The sequence below is a fragment of the Burkholderia sp. FW306-1C-G01B genome (genome assembly GCF_058781685.1).
The window spans coordinates 380499-404702 of record NZ_JBYSWZ010000005.1 but is presented as its reverse complement, the minus strand read 5'-3'; the positions used below and the strand labels follow the sequence as shown (position 1 = coordinate 404702).

The 24204-nt window shown below is 68.1% G+C and carries 22 protein-coding genes; 5 read left to right on the top strand and 17 right to left on the bottom strand.

What is annotated here, in order from left to right; genetic code table 11:
• From aroE to AC3WLY_RS13420, 5 genes are read right to left on the bottom strand one after another with little or no spacing between them, the layout of a single operon-like run.
• The gene (gene aroE, locus AC3WLY_RS13440; RefSeq protein WP_492310785.1) at nt 1-834 is read right to left on the bottom strand and encodes a shikimate dehydrogenase; all 834 of its coding nucleotides are present in this window, start codon (nt 832-834) and stop codon (nt 1-3) included.
• Nucleotides 834-2054, bottom strand: coding sequence for a CaiB/BaiF CoA transferase family protein (locus tag AC3WLY_RS13435; RefSeq protein WP_492310776.1), 1221 nt, complete (start codon nt 2052-2054; stop codon nt 834-836). Before AC3WLY_RS13435 ends, aroE begins: the two co-directional genes overlap by 1 nt.
• Nucleotides 2054-2512: a MaoC family dehydratase gene (locus tag AC3WLY_RS13430; RefSeq protein WP_492310777.1), complete on the bottom strand. Its 459-nt coding sequence runs from the start codon at nt 2510-2512 to the stop codon at nt 2054-2056. Before AC3WLY_RS13430 ends, AC3WLY_RS13435 begins: the two co-directional genes overlap by 1 nt.
• A 1-nt stretch (nt 2513) precedes the next feature.
• On the bottom strand, nt 2514-2906 hold the full coding sequence (locus AC3WLY_RS13425; protein WP_425132977.1) for a VOC family protein: 393 nt from the start codon (nt 2904-2906) through the stop codon (nt 2514-2516).
• The gene (locus AC3WLY_RS13420; protein ID WP_492310778.1) at nt 2903-3853 is read right to left on the bottom strand and encodes a ketopantoate reductase family protein; all 951 of its coding nucleotides are present in this window, start codon (nt 3851-3853) and stop codon (nt 2903-2905) included. The genes AC3WLY_RS13425 and AC3WLY_RS13420 overlap by 4 nt, the downstream gene beginning before the upstream one ends.
• A 95-nt stretch (nt 3854-3948) precedes the next feature.
• Here AC3WLY_RS13420 and AC3WLY_RS13415 point away from each other — a divergent pair, with 95 nt between their 5' ends.
• On the top strand, nt 3949-4854 hold the full coding sequence (locus AC3WLY_RS13415) for a LysR family transcriptional regulator (protein ID WP_175958885.1): 906 nt from the start codon (nt 3949-3951) through the stop codon (nt 4852-4854).
• Nucleotides 4855-5020: 166 nt separating this feature from the next.
• On the opposite strand, the gene AC3WLY_RS13410 is transcribed toward AC3WLY_RS13415, so the two are convergent.
• Genes AC3WLY_RS13410 through AC3WLY_RS13380 form a run of 7 tightly spaced genes read right to left on the bottom strand, consistent with a single transcriptional unit; the run spans nt 5021 to nt 12236 of the window.
• Nucleotides 5021-6085 carry a 2-aminoethylphosphonate aminotransferase gene (locus AC3WLY_RS13410; RefSeq protein WP_492310779.1) on the bottom strand — a complete coding sequence of 355 codons (1065 nt, stop codon included), beginning with the start codon at nt 6083-6085 and terminating at the stop codon, nt 5021-5023.
• Nucleotides 6085-7266, bottom strand: coding sequence for a phosphonopyruvate decarboxylase (gene aepY, locus AC3WLY_RS13405; protein WP_492310780.1), 1182 nt, complete (start codon nt 7264-7266; stop codon nt 6085-6087). The genes AC3WLY_RS13410 and aepY overlap by 1 nt, the downstream gene beginning before the upstream one ends.
• A complete protein-coding gene (gene aepX, locus AC3WLY_RS13400; protein ID WP_175958888.1) occupies nt 7263-8951 on the bottom strand; it encodes a phosphoenolpyruvate mutase in 1689 nt (562 codons plus the stop codon). The genes aepY and aepX overlap by 4 nt, the downstream gene beginning before the upstream one ends.
• Entirely contained in the window at nt 8948-9715 is a 768-nt protein-coding gene (locus AC3WLY_RS13395; protein WP_492310781.1) for a phosphocholine cytidylyltransferase family protein, read from the bottom strand. The genes aepX and AC3WLY_RS13395 overlap by 4 nt, the downstream gene beginning before the upstream one ends.
• A gap of 36 nt (nt 9716-9751) precedes the next feature.
• Nucleotides 9752-10753 (bottom strand): HpnL family protein, encoded by a 1002-nt coding sequence (locus AC3WLY_RS13390; protein ID WP_492310782.1) that lies wholly within the window; start codon nt 10751-10753, stop codon nt 9752-9754.
• Entirely contained in the window at nt 10750-11559 is an 810-nt protein-coding gene (locus tag AC3WLY_RS13385) for a HalD/BesD family halogenase (RefSeq protein WP_425132980.1), read from the bottom strand. The genes AC3WLY_RS13390 and AC3WLY_RS13385 overlap by 4 nt, the downstream gene beginning before the upstream one ends.
• Nucleotides 11556-12236 (bottom strand): CDP-alcohol phosphatidyltransferase family protein, encoded by a 681-nt coding sequence (locus AC3WLY_RS13380; protein ID WP_072436566.1) that lies wholly within the window; start codon nt 12234-12236, stop codon nt 11556-11558. The genes AC3WLY_RS13385 and AC3WLY_RS13380 overlap by 4 nt, the downstream gene beginning before the upstream one ends.
• Nucleotides 12237-12899: 663 nt before the next feature.
• On the opposite strand from AC3WLY_RS13380, the gene scpC reads away from it, so the two are divergent.
• Both scpC and AC3WLY_RS13370 read left to right on the top strand, forming a co-directional pair.
• Nucleotides 12900-14414, top strand: coding sequence for a succinyl-CoA:acetate CoA-transferase ScpC (scpC, locus tag AC3WLY_RS13375; protein WP_072436567.1), 1515 nt, complete (start codon nt 12900-12902; stop codon nt 14412-14414).
• Between the two features lie 118 nt (nt 14415-14532).
• On the top strand, nt 14533-14958 hold the full coding sequence (locus tag AC3WLY_RS13370) for a helix-turn-helix domain-containing protein (protein ID WP_175958891.1): 426 nt from the start codon (nt 14533-14535) through the stop codon (nt 14956-14958).
• Nucleotides 14959-15013: 55 nt separating this feature from the next.
• Here the strand turns inward: AC3WLY_RS13370 and AC3WLY_RS13365 are convergent, their stop codons facing one another.
• Together AC3WLY_RS13365 and AC3WLY_RS13360 are read right to left on the bottom strand one after the other, a co-directional pair.
• On the bottom strand, nt 15014-15895 hold the full coding sequence (locus tag AC3WLY_RS13365; RefSeq protein WP_175958892.1) for a helix-hairpin-helix domain-containing protein: 882 nt from the start codon (nt 15893-15895) through the stop codon (nt 15014-15016).
• Nucleotides 15896-16069: 174 nt separating this feature from the next.
• The gene (locus AC3WLY_RS13360) at nt 16070-17620 is read right to left on the bottom strand and encodes a sigma-70 family RNA polymerase sigma factor (RefSeq protein ID WP_492310783.1); all 1551 of its coding nucleotides are present in this window, start codon (nt 17618-17620) and stop codon (nt 16070-16072) included.
• 297 nt (nt 17621-17917) lie between these two features.
• Between AC3WLY_RS13360 and AC3WLY_RS13355 the strand changes: the two genes are divergently transcribed.
• Both AC3WLY_RS13355 and AC3WLY_RS13350 read left to right on the top strand, forming a co-directional pair.
• The gene (locus AC3WLY_RS13355) at nt 17918-18340 is read left to right on the top strand and encodes a hypothetical protein (protein ID WP_072436571.1); all 423 of its coding nucleotides are present in this window, start codon (nt 17918-17920) and stop codon (nt 18338-18340) included.
• Nucleotides 18341-18373: 33 nt separating this feature from the next.
• Nucleotides 18374-19279 (top strand): SH3 domain-containing protein, encoded by a 906-nt coding sequence (locus tag AC3WLY_RS13350; RefSeq protein WP_492310760.1) that lies wholly within the window; start codon nt 18374-18376, stop codon nt 19277-19279.
• A 158-nt stretch (nt 19280-19437) separates the two neighbouring features.
• Here the strand turns inward: AC3WLY_RS13350 and ilvD are convergent, their stop codons facing one another.
• The 3 genes from ilvD to AC3WLY_RS13335 all read right to left on the bottom strand — a co-directional run bounded on the left by ilvD (nt 19438) and on the right by AC3WLY_RS13335 (nt 24194).
• The gene (gene ilvD, locus AC3WLY_RS13345; protein WP_492310759.1) at nt 19438-21297 is read right to left on the bottom strand and encodes a dihydroxy-acid dehydratase; all 1860 of its coding nucleotides are present in this window, start codon (nt 21295-21297) and stop codon (nt 19438-19440) included.
• Between the two features lie 289 nt (nt 21298-21586).
• The gene (locus AC3WLY_RS13340) at nt 21587-22609 is read right to left on the bottom strand and encodes an Ldh family oxidoreductase (protein ID WP_492310758.1); all 1023 of its coding nucleotides are present in this window, start codon (nt 22607-22609) and stop codon (nt 21587-21589) included.
• A complete protein-coding gene (locus AC3WLY_RS13335; protein WP_492310757.1) occupies nt 22602-24194 on the bottom strand; it encodes an aldehyde dehydrogenase (NADP(+)) in 1593 nt (530 codons plus the stop codon). The genes AC3WLY_RS13340 and AC3WLY_RS13335 overlap by 8 nt, the downstream gene beginning before the upstream one ends.
• Between the last annotated feature and the right edge of the window lie 10 nt (nt 24195-24204).

Below are 24204 nucleotides of genomic sequence, written 5' to 3'. Positions count from 1 at the left end.
TCAATCCAGCGGCACCGTGAGCCGGTCGATCACGGCACGGGTCTGGGGCCGCACGCCTCGCCACCAGTCGAATGCTTCCGCCGCCTGCTCCACCAGCATGCCGACACCGTCCGCGACACCCAGCACGCCCGCATTGCGCGCGAGTCTCAGGAAGGGCGTCAATCGCTTGCCATAGGCGAGTTCGTAAGCCGTGCCTGAAGGACTGAAAACGCTCGGTGGGACAGGAGGCAGATCGCCGGTAAGACTGGCCGACGTCGCGTTGACCACCAGGTCGAACTGTCCCATCGCCTCGAGGTCGCCGTACCCGCAAGCGGCCAGCGGACCGCTCGTAGCGACTTGTTCGACCAGCGCCCGAACCTTGGCAATGTCCCGGTTAGCGACGACCAGTTCAGCAGGTCGCGCGGCAAGGAATGGCAGCAATGCACCACGCACCGCCCCACCGGCGCCGAGGATCAGCACGCGCCTGCCGGCCATCGGCAGGTTCAGGTTGACCTCGATGTCGCGCACCAGACCAACACCGTCAAAATTCTCAGCGACGATCCGGCCGTCGTTGAAGCTCAGCGCATTGGCGGCACCGGCCAGTGCCGCGCGTTCGCTGCGTTCGTCGGCCATCGCGAACGCCTTCAGCTTGAACGGCGCGGTCACGTTCATGCCTTTGCCGCCCGCTGCGATGAACGCGCGCACGGTCGCGGCGAACGCGTCCTGCGGCTCCAACGGTCCTTCAATTGCCGTATAAGACATGTCCTGCCGTGTCTCCTGCGCGAAGAGACCGTGGATCAGTGGGGATTTCGTATGGCCGATCGGGTTGCCGATCACCGCGTACTGGTCAGTCATCATGGCCTCACTTTTGAATACAGCACACCTTCAGTCTGCATCGCGTCGATCTCGGCAGCGCCGAAACCCAGCGATTGCGCCACTTCGGCGTTGTGCTGACCGAGATCGGGAGCGACCTCGCGGATCGTCGTGTCGCAGTCGGAGAAGCGGAACGGCAGGTTCGGCAGGCGCAACTTGCCGTAGCGCGGGTGCTCCTGCTCGACCACCATGCCGCGCGCCACGATCTGCGGATCGACAAGCACTTCGTCGATGCGCTGCACCTTCGCACAAGGCACATCGATGCCATCCAACAGCTCGAGCACCTGCGCGACCGGTCGGCTTGCCACCCAGGGCTTCACGACGGACAGAATGTCCAACCGGTTCGCGTTGCGTCCCGCGAGGGTGTGATAGCGCGTGTCAGTGCCGAAACCGGCCGGTCCTTCATGCGACTCGATCAGGGCGGCGAAGCGCTTCCACGCGTCGTCCACCTGGGCCGCGATGACGAGGTCGCCGTCGGCGGCACGAAACACGCCATAGAGTGTCGACGTGGGCATGTCGTGACCGGTCTGCTCGGGCACGGTGCCTTGCATCGTGTAGCACTGCACGGCGTACTCGTGCATCGACACCAGCGTGTCGTACAGCGCCATGTCGATGTGCTGGCCGCGGCCGCTCTTCACGCGACCGAGCAGCGCCGCATTGATCGCCGCCACCGCGTGAATACCGGTGTACATGTCGCCGAGCGAAATGCGCATCAGCGGGGGCGGCTCGCCGGGAGTGCCGATCATCTGCATGATGCCGCTCTTCGCTTCGGCAATCAGACCGAAACCGGCGCGATGCGCGTCAGGTCCCGTATGGCCGTAGGCCGAAATTGAGCAGTAGACCAGTTTCGGATTGCGCGCGGACAGTTCGTCATAACCAAGCCCGAGTTTGTTCAGCGCACCCGGCCGATAGTTCTCGACGAACACATCCGCCGAATCGCACAGCCGCTGCATGAACTCCTTCCCACGCGGGTCGCGCATGTTGACGCTGACACCACGCTTGCCCATGTTGAGCTGCAGAAAATAGCCGCTCTGTTCGTCGTCGAGCACCGTGGCGTGCTGACGACCCGCATCGCCGCTGCTGGGACGCTCGACCTTGATGACTTCGGCGCCGAGCGCCGCGAGACAACGCCCAACATACGGACCGGCCAGAAAATGGCTGTAGTCGACGACGCGAATACCTTCGAGAGGACGTGCTTGCATCAGAATGCTCCCGGTCGGCGCGGCACCATCAGACGATGCTCGCCATGCTGGACGACTTGGCCGTCCTGATTGATCAGCTCTGACGGCAGCACCACGATGCCCCAGTCGGGACGGCTCTTGCTCGCGCGCATCGTGCCGACGCGGAACTTGACGTGCAGCACGTCGTTGACCTTGATGGGCAAGTTGAAGTCCCACGTCCAGCCGAGCGACATGCCCGGCAGGAAGCGGTAGTCGCTCTGGGTCTTGAGCCCATCGGCGATAGACAGGCCAAACAGACCGTGTGCAACGATCGAACCGAAGTGGCTCGCGTTCGCGTATTCCTCGTCCACATGAACCGGTGTGTGATCGCCTGTCAGGTCTGCGTAGGCCAGAATGCGTTCCTTCGTTACCGTGTAGTTCGGGCTCACGCACTCGTCGCCCTCGCGGGCATCGTCCCAATATTTATCGACGATCGTCATCTCAAACCTCCGAGCGTGGATTGATGTCCAGTGCCCGCGCCACGCACGATGCGGGCTTTGCCTGGATCAGTTCGACGGCGAGGCCGTCCGGGAGGCGCAACCAGTTGCGTCCCTGCGGCATTTCGCTGACGTCATACTTTTGCGCGGCAGCCAGCGCGGCCTCCAGGTCTTCACACATCACGCCCAGGTGCCCGAGGCGACCTTCAGGCGCGTCATGCTGGGGGTTATGGATGAACTGCAAACCGCCGAGCGTCCAGTACTGTCGTGGTTCCTCGACGGTGCCGTCGACCTCGCGCATCGTCATGCCGAGAACGTCTTCGAAAAAGCGGATGTGCCAGTGGATGTCCTTCACCCAGATGGCGACATGCTCCAGATAAGCCTTGCTGCCGTTCATGCGGTTGTCTCCCTGTGTTGTCGGTCGGCCATCGCGCGCTCGATGCCCTTGATGCACGCGACCAGCGTCGCGTTGACGGGCGTCGGCACGCCGTGCCGTTGTCCCCAGCGCACGACCGCGCCGTTGATAAAGTCGATTTCGGTGATGGAGCCTTTTTCGAGGCTTTGCAGCATCGAGGTCTTGAAGGCTGACGAAAGTCCTTCGCCTGCCAGGTTCCACGGGCGTTCAGGATCGGTTGTCGAGAGCGTGACACCCGCGGCGTGGGCGACCGCGATCGCTTCGGCGACCGCCGCGAGCGCGGCCGCTTTCAGAAGCGGTTCGTCGTAAAGCTGGCCGTAGGTCAGGCCCGTGGCGCCCGTCAGCGCGCCGGTTGCGACATTGACCAGCAGCTTGTCCCACATCGTGCCGACGATGTTGTCGCTGACGGTGGTGGCCAGTCCGGCGGCATTGAAGGTTTCGGCGATCGCCGTCACGCGGGAGGTTATCCGGCCATCGAGTTCGCCGATATAGGTCATCTTGCCAGCGACGCCTGACTCGATGTGCCCTGGATTGCGCATCACGCCGCCGACGTACGTCTTGCCGGCCAGTACGCGCTCGCGCCCGACGATGTCGGCGAGCACATCTTCGTGCCCAAGGCCATTCTGCAGCGACAGGACCAGCGTGTCGGGTCCGATCAGGTCCAGCGCGCCGCGCATCGCTGCATCGGTATGAAATGACTTGACCAGCACGACCACCAGATCGGCGGCGCCGGCTTCGGCGGCACGCGTCGTCGCGTTTACCTTCACACGACGCGAGCCATTCGCGTCGTCCACGCACAGACCATCACGCCGCATGGCCTCCACATGTGCCACCGAGCGGTTCAGCAGCCAGACTTCGTTGCCGCCTTCGGTCAGCGCCGCGCCGATGGCACAGCCCAGAGCACCCGCACCTAAAATCGCAATCTTCACTGCCGTCTCCTTGATCTGGAGACCAAGATACGATTGGGCACTCATGTCCGCAATGCAATGGATACAATGACGTCATTGCACCAGACAATATTGCTATGAACCCGGCAGAACTCCCCGATCTGAAGCTGCTGCAGCTCTTCGATCTTCTCTACGATGTCCGCAGCGTCACGCGCGTCGCGGAGCAGCTCGGGCAGAGTCAGCCGACGGTCAGCATCTGGCTCGGGCGTTTGCGGGAGCATCTGCAAGATCCGCTGTTCATACGTACGCCTGGCGGCATGGCGCCGACGCCGCAAGCCGATGCGCTGATCGGTCCGTGCCGGGAGATTCTCGAATCACTGCGGCGCTTCGCTGCGTGGGAGATTGCATTCGACCCCACCACCGCAAAGCGGCGGTTCCGCATCTGCATGACCGACGCGAGCCACATCACGCTGCTTCCGCGCATGCTGGCGCACGTGCGCGCGCAGGCGCCCGGGATCCGCCTCGAAGCGGCCAGAATCGACGGCAATACCGAGCGCGCGCTGGAATCAGGTGAGGCAGACCTTGCGATCGGTCACGTGCCCTGGCTCGGCGGCGGCATTTACCAGCAGCAGTTGTACACGCAGGACTGGGTGTGTCTGATGAATAAGCATCATCCGCGCGGGCGCGGAAAGCTCGGGCTCAAGCAGTACCGCGCGGAAGGCCACGTCGCCATCTCGGCAGGGACCGGGGCGCAACTGCTGGAGCAGGCGCTTGTGCGCGAACACGTTGAGCGGGACGTCGTGCTCGAGCTACCGGGTTTTCTCGGGCTCGGGGCCATCATCAAGAGCACCGACCTGATTGCCACGCTGCCGCGGCATATCGGCGAGACGCTGGCGAAGGTGAATGACCTGTCGGTGCATCCGTGTCCGATACCGGTAGCGGGATTTGCGGTGCGGCAGCACTGGCACGCCCGCTATCACCACGAAGCGGGAAATCGCTGGCTGCGCGATCTGGTCGCTCAGCTTTTCAGCAGTCTGCGCTGACGTTTCACGCGACGTCGACCATCTGATCGTCAGTTCTATCCCCGGGAACGGCCGTTCAGTTGACGTAGCATCGAATGGCCGCAGAGGGTGGCTCAGCGACATCCACAGAAATCCGCGAACAAAAAAAAGGCCCTCACGGGCCTCTCGTCGACGAAGCGGCAGCCGCTTACCGCGTCAACTCGGTAAAACCATCCAGCAACCGGTCGACATCGGCCGCTTCGATCGCGCCCATCGTCGAGATGCGGAACAGCTCCTTCGACAGCCCGCCTTGCCCCGCATAAATCACGAAGCCGCGAGCCTTCAGGCCGTCGTGCAGCGTCTCGTACGTGACGCCCTGAGGCAGCCGGTACGCGCGCAGCACGACCGACGACGCACCTTCAGGCAGCACCAGCGGCATTCCGCGCGCGGCGAGGCCGGCCTGTGCCCGGTCGGCGAGCGCCTTGTAACGCGCATGGCGCGCGCGCCAGCCGCCGGCTTCGTCGAACTCGCGCAGCGCCTCGACGAGCGCGTAATACGCGTGCACCGACGGCGTGAACGGCGTGTTGCGCTGGTCCTGCAGCTTCGCGAGACGGCCGAGGTCGAGGTAGTACGTGCGGCTCGCCGCCTTCGCGAGCGCGCTGCGGCGCACGATCACGAACGCCGCGCCCGGCACGCCGTGCAGGCACTTGTTCGCGGTCGCGGCAACCGCGTCGATGTCGCCGCCGGCGAAGTCGATCGCTTCCGCGCCGAAGCTGCTGACGCCGTCGACGAGCAGCCTCACGCCGCGCGAACGGCAGACTTCGGCGATCGCGCCGAGGTCGTTCAGGCGGCCCGTCGTCGTTTCGTGATGGATCACCGCGACGTGCGAGTAGCCGCCCGCGTCGAGGCGCGCGGCGATCTGCGCGAGATCGGGCGCCTGCATCCATTCATGCTTCAGCACGTCGTGCGCGATCCCGTACCGCGTCGCGATCTGCGCGATCCGCTCGCCGTACACGCCGTTCTCGATCACGAGCAGCTTGCCGTCCTGCGGCACGAGCGCCGCGATCATGCTCTCGACGGCGGCCGTGCCCGAGCCCGTCATCAGCACGGCCGCCCATTCGGCCGGATCGAGTTCGTAGGCGGCGACGAGGCGCGCACGGGCTTCGTCCTGCAGATCGAAGAATTCGCTTTCGCGATGGCACAGGTCGGGTTGCAGCAGGCTGCGGCGCACGCGTTCGCTCAGCGTTACCGGGCCGGGGTTCAGCAGCAGCATCAAAGGGCTCCTTCAGCGTGGGCTTCGGCCTGCGCGGCGCCGATATGCCGCATCAGACGGGTCTTGACCTCGACCGGCGTGACGGTCGGGCGGGGCAGGCCGTCGGGCACGCCGGTGCGGATCGCAACGCGCACGAACTGTGCCCCGTCGCCCGGCGCAGCCAGCGTTGCATCGAGCACGTCGAGCGTGTCGCCTTCGACCGCCGACGCATAGCCGCATGCGGCCGCGACGCCCGCGAACGATACATGCTGAGACACGGTCGCCTGGCCGCCCGTCGATTCGTGCGCGCCGTTGTCGAGCAGCACGTGCGTGAGGTTGGCCGGGCCGTAGGTGCCGAGCGTCGCGAACACGCCCATCCGCATCAGCGCAGCGCCGTCGCCGTCGACGGCCACCACGCGCAGGTCGGGGCGCGCGAGCGCGAGGCCGAGCGCGAGCGGCGTCACGCAGCCCATCGAGCCGACCATGTACAGCTGGTTCGGGCGATCGTCGATGGCGTAGAGTTCGCGGCCGCAGAAACCGGTCGACGCGAGCACGACGGTCGAATCGACCGGCGTGTGCGCGATCACGCGCTGCAGCGCGTCGTGACGGGTCGGCCATGCGTCGGCCGACACGGCGCGCGACGACGCTTGCGCGGCGACATGCGCGCGCGGCTTCGCCGCCGGGTTCGCCTTCAGTTCATACGGCGCGACGCTGCCTTTCTGCATCACGAGCGCGTACGGGCGGCCCGTCGCGTCCATGTGCGCGATCGCGCGATCGAGCGCCGGGCCGACCTGTTCGGGGTCGGTCGGGAACGTCTCCCACGGGATCTCCATCGTGTCCAGCATCGCGGGCGTGATCGGGCCCATCAGCGCGTGCTGCGGCTCGTCGGCGACGCCCGGCTGGCCGCGCCACGTGACGATCAGCAGTTGCGGCAGGCGGAACGTCCAGGTCAGCGACGTCAGCGGGCTCACCGCGTTGCCGAGCCCCGAGTTCTGCATCATCGAGATTCCGCGCTTGCCGCCGAGCGTCGCGCCCGCGATCAGCGCGACCGCGTCGCCTTCGTTCGCGGCCGACACGTAGTGCAGCGTCGGGTCCTGCAGCACGTAGTTGATGAACGGCGTCAGGTACGAGCAGGGCACGCCCGCGTACCAGTCGAAGCCGCGTTCGCGCGCGGCCTCGACGAACTGGGCCGCTTCGATCATTGCGCGCCCCCGTTGCCCGCGCCCGGTTCGGACAGCGGCGTCTGGCCGTGCGCGAAGTCGCCCGCGCGGCGGAAGTCTTCGAGATCGTTGACGCCGCGCCAGTGGCCGTGCACGTACTGCACCTCGATCTTCTCGCCGGCGGCGATCAGTTCGTTGAGGAGCATCGGGATGTCGAGCGTGTCGAAATCGTCGCGCGCCTGCAGCGTCGCGAGCATCGCCTTCAGGCGATCGACGCCGGCGCCGCGCACGTTCAGCAGGCCGATCCAGCGGCCGTGCGGCGTGCCTGTGGCGACGTCGCTCGATACACGTTGCAGATACGTCTTCTGGCCGAACAGGCCGCGATCGTCCGCCGCCGAGCAGAGCGCGAAGTCGCGCACGCTCTGGTTGGTCGGCTCCGTCAGCGACGAATCGACGACGACGCTGAATTCGGCCTCGCTCTCCGCGAGGTCGCGCAGGATGTAGCTGCGGAACAGCAGGTCGCCGTACGAGATCACGGTGTCGCCCGTCAGGCGTTCCGCCGCGCACGCGAGCGACGCGAGTTCGCCCGTCTGCGCATGGCGCTCGTTGACGACGAGCTTGATGCCCGACGTGTCGATCGCGTCGGCGCGATAGCCGCCGACCACGGTGATGTCGTTCACGCCTTGCTTCTTGAAGCCGTCGACGAGCCAGCGCAGCAGCGGCTTGCCGGCGACCGGCAGCATGACCTTGGGTTTGTCTTCGGTGACGGCTTCGAGCCCCTTGCCGCGGCTCGCGGCGAGCACGACCGCCGCATTCGACGCGCGCGACGACGACGACAGGTAGATGCGCTCGGCCGCCGAATATTCGTCGGCGTCCTGCAGGCGGAAGATCTCGTTGACCGACGCGACGCGATCCTCGACGTTGATCAGCGTTTCGTTCTCGTGGATCTCGCGCGCGACGGCCTGCATCGCGGAAGCCGATGCGCGGATCAGGTGGTTCGCCCAGATCACGGTGCTGATGCCGGCCTGGCGGAACACGTCGGTCGGCGTGCTGTAGTACTTGGTCGGCACGATCACGAGCGGCGCCTTGCCGCTCCATTCGCGCGCGAACTGCAGGATCTCGTCCGGGCGCGACAGCTTGCTGTGGATCAGGATCGCGTCGGCGCCGGCTTCCGCATACGCGTTCGCGCGGCGCAGTGCCTCGTCCATCCCCCAGCCCGCGATCAGTGCCTCGACGCGCGCGACGATCGAGAAGTCCGGATCGGTCTGCGAATCCTTGCCGGCCTTGATCTTGCCGCAGAACTCGTCGATCTCGGCGAGCGGCTGGCGCTCGCCGTCGATGAAGCTGTTCGTCTTCGGGAATTGCTTGTCCTCGATGCAGACGCCGGCGATGCCGCGCTGTTCGAGCTTCTTCACGAGGCGGCGCACGTTGTTGAAGTTGCCGTAGCCGGTGTCGCCGTCGAGCAGGATCGGCAGGTCGCTCGCGTCGGCCATGAACTCGAGCACGTCGACGACCTGCGTCCAGCTGGCCTCGTTGTTGTCGCGCACGCCGAACTGCGCGGAGATCGCGAGGCCCGATGCCCAGATCCCCTTGAAGCCGGCCTCGCGGACGATCCGCGCGGACAGGCCGTTGTGCGCTTCCATCAGGAATTCGAGGTCGCTGCTGACGAGCATGCGGCGCAGGCGCGCGCTGCGCGATTCGGTGAAGTTGGGTTCGCGTGCGTTCATCGTGCGGCTCCTGCGGTGGTGCGTTGAATCAGGGGAAGGATTTCTTGGGTGGCGCGTGCAACGTCGTTCGGGAAGTCGATCTCGATCCACGGCGAGCCGGTGACGTCGGCGACGTCGAACGAATGGCCGCCTTCGAGCAGCAGGTCGCGCACGGCTTCTTCGTGCGGCATGTTCGAGCGGCAGCTGTCGACGTAACCCGCGACGATCGCCGCGAGGCGGCGCGCGGTGCCTTCGGTGAAGCGGAAGAAGCCGACCGATTCGCCGATCGTGTCGTAGTCGAGGTCGACCGCGAGCTGCTTGCGCAGCTCGACCGGCACGCCGTTCTTCACGCACAGCTTGACGGGTTCGTCGCCGGCCTCGAAGTCGCGGTCGATCAGCAGGCGATCGACCGCCTTGTCGGGATCGGCCACCAGCGCGTGCAGGATGCTCTCGTCATACAGCACGTCGGCGTCCATCAGCAGCACGTCGCCGCCGCGCGTCATCGCATCGGCGACGGTATGCACGGTCAGCACGCTGCCGAGGTCGTAGCGCTCGTTCAGCACGATCTCGGCCTGGCGGCCGAGGCGCTTCAATTCCTGCTCGACCTTCCCGGCCTGGAAGCCGAGCCCGAGCACGATCTCGTCGACGCCGGCGGCATCGAGCACACGCAGATGGCGCTCGAGCAGCGAAACGTCGTCGAAGCGCAGCAGGCACTTCGGGAACTGCGCCTCGGGCGGTTGTTGCAGGCGCAAGCCGAGGCCTGCCGCAAGAATGATGGCTCGCATGGGTTCTCCAACCAAAAAGCCGGCGGATCTGAACGATCAGTCGGCGAGCGGCTGCGGCGCATGGCGCCGCTGCCAGTTTCTTTCACTGAAATGCAGATAGAGCAGGCCGGGCAGGCCGAGCGCGAGTTCGCGCGCGCGCTTTGCGAGCGACAGCGCGAGCGCCGCGTCGGGCGGCAGTCCGACCAGCGGCGCGAGCAGCAGGTAACCGCCTTCCTGCGCGCCGAGCGAGCCCGGGATCGCGAAGGCCGCGCCGCGGATCGCCTGGCCGACGCTTTCGAGCAGCAGCGCGTCGAGCCAGCTCACCGGGTGCCCGAGGAAGTGCAGCGCGAGCCACACTTCCGCGGTGCCGACGATCCAGCCTGCGAGGCTCAATGCGAAGGTCTTCGCGACCCTCGCACGATCGCGGTACAGCGCACCGACCGCGTCGTCGATCGCGTCGGCGCGGGTCGCGAGCGACGACCAGTCGCGCGGGCCCAGCAGCTTCGACGCGAGGCGCAGGCCGCGGCCGAACAGCCCGCGCCGCTGCGCCACGTAGAACAGCGCCGCGAGCGCGCCGAGCACGCCGGTGGCGATCAGCGCGGGCGTGCGCAGGTGCGCGACCGACTCGTGCGTCGCATACAGGCTGAACGCGGCGATGCCGATCAGCGCGAACGCCATCTGCGCGAGCGCCTGCATCGTCGTGCCGACGGTGACGGCGGCCGCCGCGTCGGCCATCCGCGTGCCGCGCTGCGCGAGGTGGCGCACCATCAGCACGGGGCCGCCGATCTGCCCGGCGGGCAGCAGGCTGTTGACCGATTCGCCGACCCAGCGCGCGCGCAGCGCGTTGCCGAGCTCGGCGCCCGGCTGGCCGCGGCGGAACATCACGGAGATCGCGATCGCGTCGATCACGAGCGGCACGACGTGGAACGCCGCGACGAGCGCGAGGCCCCAGCCGGCCGCGAGGAACGTCGACGCGACCGCGCCGACGCCCTGCCATGCAAGGAGTGCGACGAAGAGTGCGGTCCCGAGGGACAGCAGGATCAGGCCGGCGCGTGTCATGACCCGGCCGTGCGTCGCGTGGCCAGTTGCTTGAACACCTGGCGGAAACCGAAATACGCGATCGCGTCCTTCATGTTCGAGATGAAGCGCTTCCACGGCCGCATACCGGGGTTCGTCACGTATTCGAAAGTCAGCGACACGCGCATCTCGTTCTGGCCGAGCGGCGTGATGCGGTGGCGCAGCTTGTCGCCGTCGAACAGCACGATGCCGCCGTCGGCGATCTGCACGGAGCCCGGTTCGTCGGGCACGTCCGGGTTGCGCGTGTGCAGTTCGTAGTCGAGCCGGCACGACGATTCGTCGATCACGCCGATCAGCAGCGTGTAGCGGCGGCCGTCGTAATACGACGTGTCGTAGTGCCAGCCGATGTGGTCGCCGGGCTTCGTGTAGTAATACAGCGCGTACGCGTGCGGATCGTCGTCCGGCGACAGCATCAGCTTGTCGCCCGTGAGCTTCTCGAGAAAGCCGATCAGCGCCTTCGAACGATATAGCTCGGCGATGTACGGCGCCTGCTCGTCGATCGTGTGGCGGCTCACGCTGCCGCCCTGCTTGTGGCCGGGCAGGTAATTGCGGTTCAGGCCGGCCTGCATCGCGCGGGCGGCGGCCGCGAGCTTCGCGTGCGCGTCGGCCGGCAGGAAGGCGTCGAGGTACAGGAACGACCCCTGGCGCGTGTAGTCGCCACGGAGGCGGTCGAGGTCGAGACGGCCGACGCAGTCGGCCACGGTGCGATCGGGGTCGGACGCGGCCGCGCGCACAGGCGCGGGGCGTGCCGGGCTCAGCACGGAGTCGTCGCGCGTGCTCGGAGTCATTTGGAAGCCTGGATTTCGGTTGAATTCTGCGGGAGGTTGCCGCGCCGGACGATGCGCCACCAGTCGATCACGACCCAGGCGGCAAACAGCGGGGCGCCGATCGACGCCGCGAGCAGGAACGGCTCGACGCCGTCGACGAGCGTCACGATCGGCAGCAGGTACAGCACGTCTTCGGTTTCGAAGCCGCCGGCGAATGCCTGTTTGGTGCCGGCCTTGCCGGCGATCGATTCGATCCGCATGCGCAGGAAGAAGATCAGCGCGACGGCCGCGCCGGCCACCGCGCCGAGCAGCACCGGCGGCGCGGCCATCTGGCCGCCCTGGGCGACGATGCCGAGGCCCATGCTGACGAACAGCGCGATCGTCACGAGCGCATCGGCCGCGAGGTCGTAAAAGTGACCGATCTTGCTGGACTTGCCGCTGATGCGCGCGAGCTCGCCGTCGGTGTGGTCGACGAAGTTCGACAGCACGATCAGGAACGCGCCTGCGTTGCTCCAGCCGAAGCCGCCGTGCGCGAGGCACCAGGCGCCGGCGAGGCCGATCAGCAGACGAAGGGTGGTGAGGTGATTCGGGGTGACCGGCGTATCGACAAGCGGTCGGACGAGCGAGCGCGCGAGCCGCGCATCCCAGGTGCGTGGCAGGGGGGGCTCGGATCGTGTGGCGGTTTTTCTTTGGTCCATCGGCGAAATATATACGGAATTGTAATTTGTTGCTTTTTATTCGATCAATGTCCTGACATACGGGAGTGTTACCGCGTCTAGCGGGGCGCGGCCGGTCGAAAAACGGGCGTGCGAAAGGGGTGTGCAAACGGCGCACAAACGCGGCGGCCGGGCCCGTATTCCAGTGTGGTTCGCTTCGCGCGGCTGTCAAGGACGGACGGGCCTCGAAGGCCGGTGCGGCGGCGCTTTTCGCGCATGCCGGCGGACGGCGCGCGGCGCGTGCGACCTTGACATGCGTCAGGCTCGGAAAAGGTGCATCGGGCGACAATTGGCCGCGCTGCATACGTATCGGCAATTGCCGATCGATGCGCAGAAAATTGCAATCGAAATCCGGCGTTTGATTCGCGAGGGTTGTCGATCGGCGACCGGTCATTCGTCCCGATGCTTTCGTGCACCTTTCGCGTGCATCCGGTTCATTGGGATCGCCTGTCACAGAACGGTCGTTCGATACCCGGCAAATCCGGCAAGGATCTTTTGCATCCGGCGGACATTTCGCGGCGGTCGCCTCTGCGATACTCCGACCGTGCCTGTGGTGCCGGCCGCTCCTTGCGGCCCCAAGGGCTTCATGTCGCTCAGGAGCGCCCCCGCGACATCAACGACAGACCAAAGCGTCAGAAACCAGCCATGTCTTCATCACGCATCCTCGCTCCCGCCCTGCGTTCGCTCGTCCGCACCGCCGACGAAGCCGCCGCGCTGATCCGTCCCGGCATGACCGTCGCCATGAGCGGCTTCACCGGCTCGGGTTATCCGAAGGCCGTGCCGGCCGCGCTTGCCGCCCATATCGACGCGGCGCACGCGCGCGGCGAGGACTTCCGGATCAACGTGCTGACGGGCGCATCCACCGCGCCGGAACTCGACGGCGCGCTCGCCCGCACCAACGGCATCTCGATGCGGTTGCCGTACCAGTCCGACCCGACGCTGCGCGACAAGATCAACAGCGGCGAAGTCGACTACCAGGACGTCCACCTGAGTCACGTCGCGCAATACGCATGGTTCGGGCTGTACGGCGATCTCGACGTCGCGATCGTCGAAGTCGCGGGCATCCGCGAGGACGGGCTGCTGATTCCGTCCGCATCGATCGGCAACAACAAGACGTGGCTCGAACGCGCGAAGCACGTGATCCTCGAGGTCAACTCGCGCCAGCCGCTCGGCCTCGACGGGATGCACGACATCTATTACGGCACCGCGCTGCCGCCGCATCGCAAGCCGATTCCGCTGACGAAGAGCGACGACCGGATCGGCGAGCCGTACCTGCGCTGCCCGGCCGACAAGATCGTCGCGATCGTCGAGACCGACGCGCCCGATCGCAGCAACGCGTTCTCCGCGCCGGACGAAACGTCGAAGCAGATCGCGCTGCAACTGATCGACTTCCTGCGCCACGAAGTCAAGCGCGGCCGCCTGCCGGAGAACCTGCTGCCGCTGCAGTCGGGCGTCGGCAACATCACGAACGCGGTGCTCGCGGAACTCAGCTCGGCCGGCTTCTCGAACCTGACCGCGTACACCGAAGTGATTCAGGACGCCATGCTCGACCTGCTCGACGACGGCACGCTGGGCTTCGCGTCGGCTACCGCGCTGTCGTTGAGCCCGGCCGCCGTGCAGCGCTTCGCAGACGAGATCGCGACGTTCCGCGAGAAGATCGTGCTGCGCCCGCAGGAGATCAGCAACCATCCGGAACTCGTGCGCCGCCTCGGCTGCATCGCGATGAACGGGATGATCGAGGCCGACATCTACGGCAACGTGAACTCGACGCACGTGATGGGCACGAAGATCCAGAACGGCATCGGCGGCTCGGGCGACTTCGCGCGCAACGGCTACCTGTCGTGCTTCATGTCGGCGAGTACCGCGAAGGGCGGCGCGATCTCGCGGATCGTGCCGATGGCGAGCCACGTCGACCATACCGAGCACGACGTCGCGGTGGTCGTCACCGAGCAGGGCCTCGCGGACCTGCGCGGCCTGTCGCCGAAGCAGCGCGCTCGCAAGATCATCGCGACCTGCGCTCACCCCGATTACCGGCCGATGCTCGAGGATTACTTCGAGCGTGCGTCGCGCGAAAGCTTCGGCAAGCACACGCCGCACCTGCTCGCCGAAGCGCTGTCGTGGCACGAGCGCTACGTGCGGACCGGGACGATGAAGGCCTGACGCAGCGCGAAGCCGAGCGCCGCGACGAGCGCCTCGATGCGGATTTCAACGCGGTCCGCGCTTGTCTTTACGGAGTCGGGCGACTATCTTGCAACTTCAAGTTCACTTGAGGTCAAGCATGAGCCGTCTGGACATTGCGGACGTCGCGCGGCGCACGGGGTTGCCCGCGTCGACGCTGCGCTACTACGAGGAAAAGGGGCTGATCGTCCCGACCGGCCGGCACGGGCTGCGGCGGCAATACGACGAGTCGGTGCTGGAGCGCCTGGCGCTGATCGCGCTCGGCCGCGAGGCCGGCTTTTCGCTCGACGACATCCTCGCGATGGTCGGCGCGGACGGCCGGCCCGCGATCGATCGCGCGAAGCTCGACGGCAAGGCCGACGAACTCGATCGCACGATTCGCCGTCTCGGCGCCGTGCGCGATGCGCTGCGGCATGCGGCCGTGTGTCCGGCGCAGAACCATCTCGAATGCCCGTCGTTCCGGAAGCTGCTGCGCATTGCCGCGCATCGTCATCCGGCGCGCCGCACGAAGGCGGACGGCGCGTAAGCGGTTGGCCGGCGCGATGCGGCATTCGACGTCAGCGAAGCTGCCGACGCATGACTCATCCCGCGTAATACACGCGGCACTCCATCTCGCGCCCGCGCACGATGCGCTTGCCGACGAGCGAGCCGAACGTTTCGGTGAAGACGGTGCGCTGGTGTTCGCGCTGCACGGCATCGTAGAAGTAGAGCGAAACCCAGTCCATCGTGTGGCCGGATTCCGGCGTGCGCGCGGCGGCGTGCTGGCACAACGCCGTGAAATGCCAACCGCCTTTCGTCATGTGCATCACGGGCGGCGGCACATAGTCGTCCGCGTTCATGCGTCGGTGCACGAGCATCGGCAGCACGCCGGCGGCGGCTTTGTGGCGGTACTGGCGATCGATGTAGAGCAGCAGCTCGACGGGCGGCTCCGTGCCGGGGCCGGCGTCCTGGACGTGCCCCTGCCAGCGCCTGCGGCGGCTCAGCACGTCGTCGAGCGCGGTGCGGATGCCGACCGCGCGCCGTGGGCCGACGCCCGCGATCGTTTCGAGCTGGCCGTTGCGGGCCGCGCGTTCGAGCTCCTCGAGCGTGTCGATGTGCAGCGCGTCTTGAATGCGCAGCGCGAGCGCGTGGCCGATGCCCGGCACGGCCTCGAATGCGGATATCCGCTCGGTATCGCCGCGCAGCCGGTCGAGCTGGCGCCAGCGTCCCGTCACCAGCAGTTCGGCGATCGCTTGCGCGACGCCCGTGCCGATGTCGGGCAGCGCGCCCAGCGCGTCGACGCCACCGGCTTCGAACAAGGTGCGGATGTCGCGGTCGAGCGCATCGATCGTAGCGGCCGACGCGCGGTACGCAGCGACCCGGTACGGGTTCGCGCCCTGATCGGCGAGCCACTGCGCGGCCTCGCGCAGGCATGCCGCGATGTGCCGGTTTTCCTCGTACGTTTGGCTGGCGGTCGACTGCATGGCGAGGGACCCGGGGAAGCGCAAACGGAATGGACGCGGCGAGCGATGCGCCGGTCGGCTCTTGACCATTGTCGCGACACGCGACGAACAAAACTTGACGCACGTCAATGGCAAACGTAGCACAGGCGCGAAGCGCGCGGTCGTGCCGCATGTGGGCACGACCGTGCGTCGCGCTTACGCGTCGAGAAACGACTGCGCGTTCTCGGCCTCGGCGGCCGTGCGCAGCGCGGCGAGCGCACGTTTCTCGATCTGCCGCACGCGTTCGCGCGACATGCCGGCGTCCTGCGCGATTGCGTCGTACGTATCGGGCTCGGCGCCGCCGAGGCCGAACCGCCGGCGCAGCACGTCGGCCTCGGCCGGCGTGACCGACCGCAGCAGCGACGTCACGCATTCGCGCATGCGCGTGTCGGCCAGTTGCTCGAACGGGCTGGCCGACGCCTGGTCCTCGATCAGGTCCACGAGGCCGGTGTCCGCGTCGGGCAGCGGCGTGTCGAGCGAGACGGGCTCGGCGGGCAGCGCGAGCACCGCGCGCACCTTGTCCTCGTCGAGCCCGGTTTCGGCCGCGAGTTCGGCAGGCGTCGCCTGGCGGCCGGTGCGCTGGCGAAAGCGCAGCGCATGCCGCCGTACACGCTGGTACTGGTCGCCGACGTGCACCGGCACGCGGATCGTGCGCGACCGATCCGCGACCGCGCGCGCGACCGCCTGGCGGATCCACCAGGTCGCATAGGTCGAGAACTTGAACCCGCGCCGGTATTCGAATTTCTCGATCGCGCGCATCAGGCCGAGGCAGCCGTCCTGCACGAGATCGGACAGGTCGATGCCGCGGTTCATGTACTTGCGCGCGATCGACAGCACGAGCCGCAGGTTCGCCTCGAGCATCGCGCGGGTCGCGCCGTGCACTTTCTGCTGGCCGTCGGTCAGCGCTGCCGCGAGGGCACGCCGGGCGACCGCGTCGAAGCGGGCGGCTTCGCCCGCTGCGGCGTCGTGCGGGGCTGCCGCGAGCGCGCGCACGACGCGGCTTGCGTCGTCGACGGCCGGCGCGACCCACGCGATCGTGCCGAGCAGCGCGGCCACGCGGTTGCGCGCGTCGCGGTATTCGGCCGAACGGCAGCCGTGCGCAAGCAATGCGCCGCGCAGCGCTGACACGGCTGCCTGCAGCGCGTCGTAGCTGGCGGGCATGGGCATGGGCATGGGCGTGTCGCCGTCGTCGTCATCGGGCGATCCGGTTGCGCCGGCGGCACCCACCGTTGCACGGTGACGCGCAAGCAGCGCGTCGACCGCCGCCGGACAGCCGGCGAGCGCGTGCAGCACCTGGTGGCGGCCCGTCTCGATTTCACGGGCGAGCACGATTTCGCCTTCGCGCGTGAGCAGCGGTACTGCCTGCATGCGCCGCATGTAGAGCGCGAGCGGATCGGTCGATGCGCTCGTGCCGCGTGCGAGGTCGCCGAGCACGGCCCGGCCTTCGTCGAGCGTGTCGCGATCGACTTCGACAGGCGCCGTGCCGGCGAACGGCGCAGGCGCGGCCGGCTCGTCGAGCACGGCGATGCCGATGTCGGCGAGCGCGGCGCGCACGACGTCCAGCGCGTCGGGGCTGTCGCTTTCGGGCGGCAGCGCGTCGACGAGGTCGGCGTGCGTCAGATAACCCTGTTCGCCGGCGAGTGCCAGCAACTGGATGATCGGATCGAGCGGCGTGTCCGCCCGGGGAGTGGGGCGTGGCGTAGTCATGTCGATGGCGGCGTGAGCCGCGCTCCTGTCGGGGCGGGCCGAAGTCCGCCGGTTCTCGGCTGCCGGGTGTCCGCGAACGCCCGTCCGCGCCGGTCAGCCTGACATCGTTCAAGTTGAGGGCATTTGCGCCAACTTCAACGCGGGCGCGGCAGAACGGGCAGCATGCGGCATGCCCGCAGGACCGCCCGGCGCAGGAAACAAAAAGTAACCGATCATACCCGCGGAAATCTGCAGGGGACGTAAGCTAGAGTCAGGCGCGCGCCCGGCGGCGGCGCGCGGATTATGCCGGAGCACGAGATGAACCCGATTCCCGCCGCGAGGCCCGCCGTCATCGCGCTGGCCGCGCTGACGCTCGGCGGCTGCTACTACACGAGCCCGTACGGGTATGCGCCTTATTACGCGCCGGCGCCCGCCACGGTAACACAGCGCGAGATCCCGGTTGCACCTGCCGCGCCCGGCGCGGCCCTTTCGCCGGCCCCCGACACGCCGGCCGACGTCGTTGCGCCGGTGCCGGTGTATGTCGCGCCGGCCTATGTGCCGCCGCCGTATCCGTACTACTACCCCGCGTACTACCCGGGCTGGTACGGGCCGCCCGTCACGATCGGCTTCTGGGGCCGTTGGGGCGGCGGATACTGGGGCGGGCGCGGCGGGTACTGGCATCGTCCGTGGGGCGGCGGGCATTGGGGCGGCGGCCACTGGGGCGGCGGCCATCGGCACTGACGGGCGCGCGGCGGGGCCGCGCGGGAGAGCATCATGAGCAACACGATTGTCCGAAGTCTGTGCGTCGTCCTGCTTGGCCTCGCGGCCGCGCCGGGCGTCGCCGATGCGCAGAGCAGCGCCTACACGAACTCGCCGGCCGAGCTGTACGCCGGGCCGGCGCCCGATTATCCGGTGGTCGCGGAGATCCCGCCCGACACGGCGCTGGACGTATTCGGCTGCCTGAGCGACTACTCGTGGTGCGACGTCGCGCTGCCGGGCGTGCGCGGCTGGATCGATGCGCAGTTGCTCGAGTATCCGTACCAAGGCAACTACGTGCCGTTGCTCGAATACGGCGCGATCATCGGGGTCCCGGTGACCGGATTCGCGATCGGCGCGTACTGGGATCGTTATTATCGGCACCGCCCGTGGTACCACGACCGCGATCGTTGGGCGCATCGCGCGGAACCGCGGCTCGGCCCCGGCGGGTTCCCGCCGGGACAGGGCCGTCCGCAGCCGGGCGGGCCGATACAGGCCGCGCCGGGGCAGCATGATGCGCGGCCGTCGGCCACGCGCGGCGGCTGGAACGGTGCGAACCGCATGCCGGCGCCGGCGGCGCCTGCACCTGCACCGATGCAGGCCGCGCCGGGCGGCCCGGCGCCCGCGCCGCATGATGCGCAGCCGTCGGCCACGCGCGGCGGCTGGAACGGAGCGAACCGCATGCCGGCGCCGGCGGCACCTGCGCCTGCGCCGATGCAGGCCGCGCCGGGCAATGCCCGGCCGGCGGGCCCGCCGCCGGCCGTATTGCGCCCGCCCCCCGCGCCGGGCGGTGAAGCCCGTCCGATGCCGCCTGTGCATCAGGGCGGCGGCGGTGGCGGTGGTTACGCGCGGCCGCAAGGCGGCGGAAACGGCGGCGGTAGCCACGGTGGTGGCGGAGGCGGTACCGACGAATACCGTCACTGACCGCGCCAGTTCCGCGATTTCTCCGCGCGCAGGACGAAAAAAAACCGCTCCGGAGAGCGGCTTCTGGATCAGGCGAGCGGGCGGCCGGGCGGTTGTGTGGCGCCGCAGCCCGAGCGGACTGTCCGTCGCTGGTTGCCCGTCGTCGGTAGGCCGCCCCGTCAGTCGTCGAGCAGCGACAGATCGCGCACCGCGCCCTTGTCGGCCGACATGACCAGCTTTGCGTACGCCTTCAGCGCCGCGGACACCTTGCGCGGACGCGGCTGCGCCGGTTTCCAGCCCTTCGCGTTCTGCTCTTCGCGGCGGCGCGCCAGTTCCTCGTCCGACACCAGCACGTCGATCGTGCGGTTCGGGATGTCGATGCGGATCCTGTCGCCGTCGCGCACGAGGCCGATCGCGCCGCCCGCTGCCGCTTCCGGCGAGCAGTGACCGATCGACAGGCCCGACGTGCCGCCCGAGAAGCGGCCGTCCGTCAGCAGCGCGCATGCCTTGCCGAGCCCCTTCGACTTGATGTAGCTGGTCGGGTAGAGCATTTCCTGCATGCCGGGGCCGCCCTTCGGGCCTTCGTAGCGCACGATCACCACGTCGCCCGCCTTGACCTTGTCGTTCAGGATGTTCTCGACCGCTTCGTCCTGCGATTCGGTGACGTGAGCCGAGCCTTCGAACACGAGGATGCTTTCGTCGACGCCGGCCGTCTTCACCACGCAGCCGTCGAGCGCGATGTTGCCCGTCAGCACGGCGAGGCCGCCTTCCTTCGAGAACGCATGCTCGTACGAGCGGATGCAGCCTTCGGCGCGGTCGAGGTCGAGGCTCGGCCAGCGCGTGTTCTGGCTGAACGCGACCTGCGTCGGGATGCCGGCCGGGCCGGCCAGGTAGAACGTGCGGACCGCGTCGTCCTGCGTGCGCACGATGTCCCACTGGTCCAGCGCATCCTTCAGCGTCGGCGCGTGGATGGTCGGCACGTCGGTGTGCAGCTTGCCGGCGCGCTCGAGCTCGCCGAGGATCGCCATGATGCCGCCTGCGCGGTGCACATCCTCGATGTGGTACTTGTTCGTGTTCGGCGCGACCTTGCACAGTTGCGGCACGGTGCGCGACAGGCGGTCGATGTCCTTCATCGTGAAGTCGATGCCGGCTTCCTGCGCGATCGCCAGCAGGTGCAGGATCGTGTTGGTCGAGCCGCCCATCGCGATGTCGAGCGTCATCGCGTTCTCGAACGCCTTGAAGCCGACCGAGCGCGGCAGTATGCGTTCGTCGTCCTGCTCGTAGTGCTGGCGCGTCAGTTCGACGATGCGGCGGCCGGCGCGCTTGAACAGCTGCTCGCGATCGGCGTGCGTGGCGACCACCGTGCCGTTGCCGGGCAGCGACAGGCCGAGCGCTTCGGTCAGGCAGTTCATCGAGTTCGCGGTGAACATGCCCGAGCACGAGCCGCAGGTCGGGCAGGCCGAGCGTTCGACTTCGGCGACGTCGGCGTCCGAATACGACTGGTCGGCCGCGATCACCATCGCGTCGACGAGGTCGAGCTTCTTCAGTTCGACGGTCTTGGTGACCGGGTTCGCGAGGCGCGTCTTGCCGGCTTCCATCGGGCCGCCCGACACGAAGATCACCGGAATGTTGAGGCGCATCGCGGCCATCAGCATCCCCGGCGTGATCTTGTCGCAGTTCGAGATGCACACCATCGCGTCCGCGCAGTGCGCGTTCACCATGTATTCGACCGAGTCGGCGATGATGTCGCGGCTCGGCAGCGAATAGAGCATGCCGTCGTGGCCCATCGCGATGCCGTCGTCGACCGCGATCGTGTTGAATTCCTTAGCGACGCCGCCGGCAGCCTCGATCTCGCGCGCGACGAGCTGGCCGAGATCCTTCAGGTGCACGTGCCCGGGCACGAACTGGGTGAACGAGTTGACGACCGCGATGATCGGCTTCGAGAAATCGTCGTCTTTCATGCCGGTGGCGCGCCACAGCGAGCGCGCACCTGCCATGTTGCGGCCGGCGGTGGAGGTTTTGGAACGGTAAGTGGGCATTGTGGTTGCTGAAGAAATATCGCGAAAAAGGGTGGAGGCACGGGAATAAAGGCCTCTCTCGCGCCCGTGCGAACAACCTCTTGAGCTGCGCCCTGGGCAAACCGGGCGATTATCCCACAGCCGCCGGGGGCGTGGCGCCCGCGGGGCCGGCGGCCGGCGCGTCCGGCGGGCGCAGCGCGGCGCGGAACGCGCGGGCGGTTGCGGGACGCCCGCGCGGCGGGTCCGGGAGGCGGCCGGATCGCACATTTATCGACGACGCATGTGCGCTGCCTCCGCACGCCGGCGTCAGTCAGTCGAGCAGCGTCAGGATCTCGTCGTAAAGCGCCTGCGGAATCCGCACGCCGTTCGCGATGCTGCGCGCGCGGGCGTCGAAGCGCCGTTGCGACGGCAGCCGCGCGCCCTGCGCGACGATCGACCCGAACATCCGCTCGCCGCGCGCGAGCCCCGCGTCGAGATCGTCGCCGAGGAACACCTTCGGATCGAACGCGATCACGAGCTCGCCGTGGCATGGCGTCGCGCCGACGCCTTCGTCGAAATCCATCGATTCCCGGCTCGTCATGTCGCCGATCAGCGCGCCGCCGAGCAATTCGACCATCGCCGCGAGCGCCGAGCCCTTGTGGCCGCCGAACGTGCGCATCGCGCCCTGCAGTGCGGCCTTCGGATCGGTGGTCGGCTGGCCGTCGGCGTCGATCGCCCAGTGCGGCGGAATCGCCTTGCCTTGCTTCGCGTGCAGCTCGATGTCGCCGCGCGCGATCGCGCTCGTCGCGAAATCGAACACGAACGGCTCGCCGCCCGGGCGCGGCCATGCGAACGCGATCGGGTTCGTGCCGAACACCGGTTCGCGGCCGCCTTCCGGCGCGACCCAGCTGTGGCTCGGGTTCATCGCGATGCCGACCAGCCCCTCGGCCGCGATCGCCTCGACCTCGGGCCACAGCGCGGAGAAGTGGTAGCAGTGGTTGATCGCCATCGCGGCGATCCCGTGCTGTTTCGCCATCTCGACGAGCACGGGCAGCCCGGTTTCGAAGCTCAGCAGCGAGAAGCCGCGATGCGCGTCGACCGCGACGATCGACGACGACAGCCGGCGCAGCGTCGGCACCGCTTGCGGATCGACCTTGCCCTTGCGCAGCGAACGCACACAGACGAGCAGCCGGTACACGCCGTGCGAATGGCATTCGTCGCGCTGGCCCTGCGTGATGACCTTGGCGATCGCCCGCGCATGCGCATCGGACATCCCGTTGTGCGTCAGCACGCGCAGCGCGAGCGCATGGACTTCGTCGAGCGACAGGACGACTTCGGCGGTTTGCTCAGCCATGGTTCACCTCGCGCGGCGCGGGCACGCCGTCGATGCGCTGCGGCACGTTCAGCGGATTGCCGTTGCGGATCGCTTCCGGCAACAGCGCGTCCGGCAGGTCCTGGTACGACACGGGGCGCAGGAAACGCTCGATCGCGCGTGCGCCGACGGACGTCGTGCGCGTGTCGGACGTCGCCGGGAACGGGCCGCCGTGCACCATCGCATGGCCGACCTCGACGCCGGTGCCGAAGCCGTTGACGAGAATGCGGCCGGCCTTGTGCTCGAGCGTCGGGCGCAGCGCGGCGAACAGCGACGCGTCGCCGTCGGCGAGATGCGCGGCGATCGTCAGCTGGCCTTCGAGCGACTTCAGCACGCGATGCAGCGTGTCGGCATCCGGGCAGCGCACGATCAGCGAAGCGGGGCCGAACACTTCCTCGCGCAGTTCGGTGTGCGCGATGAACGCGTCGGCCGACGTCGCGAACAGCGCCGCGCGGGCCTGATGGCGGCCGCCTTCGGCGCCTTCCGCGAGCAGCTTGACCGCATCGTGTCCGCGCAGCGCCGCGACGCCTTGTGTGTAGCTCGCGTGGATGTGCGGCGTCAGCATCGTCTGCGCGGCCGCCGCGCGCACGGCATCGGCCGCCGCGGCTTCGAACGCGCGCAGCGCGGGGCCGTCGACGGCGAGCACGAGGCCCGGGTTCGTGCAGAACTGGCCGGCGCCGAGCGTGAGCGACGCGACGAACTGCGGCGCGATGGTGTTGTGACGCGCGTCGAGCGCGGCGGGAAGCAGCAGCACCGGATTGATCGAGCTCATTTCCGCATAGACCGGAATCGGTTCGGGGCGCGCGGCCGCGATATGCATCAGCGCGACGCCGCCGCGGCGCGAGCCGGTGAAGCCGACCGCCTTGATGCGCGGATCGGCGACGAGCGCCTGGCCGATCTCGCGCGACGCGTCGAACAGCAGCGAGAACACGCCGGCCGGCATTCCGCATTCGCGTGCGGCCTGCTGGATCGCGCGGCCGACGAGTTCCGACGTGCCAGGATGCGCGGAATGCGCCTTGACGATCACCGGGCAGCCGGCCGCGAGCGCCGAGGCCGTATCGCCGCCGGCGACCGAGAACGCGAGCGGGAAATTCGACGCGCCGAACACGGCGACGGGCCCGACCGCGACGTTGCGCAGGCGCAGGTCGACGCGCGGCAGCGGCTTGCGCTCGGGGCGCGCCGGATCGATCCGCGCGTCGAGAAAACCGCCGTCGCGCACGAGCGACGCGAACAGCGCGAGCTGGCCGACCGTGCGGCCGCGTTCGCCTTCGACGCGTGCGCGCGGCAGGCCCGTTTCGGCGACGCAGCGCTCGATCAGGTCGTCGCCGAGCGCCATGATGTGCCGGCCGATCGCGTCGAGAAACGCGGCGCGCGCGTCGAGCGTCGTTTCGCGATACGTGTCGAACGCGTCGTCGGCGAGCGCGCAGGCCGTCTCCAGGTCGTGCAGGCTCGCGCCGCCGAAAGCGGGTTCGAGTGGCTCGCCGGTCGCGGCGGCGATCGCGTGGAGGGTGCCGTTCTGTCCGGCGACGGCGGACTGGCCGATCAGGAGCTGACCTGTGAGTTGCATGGTTTTCCTC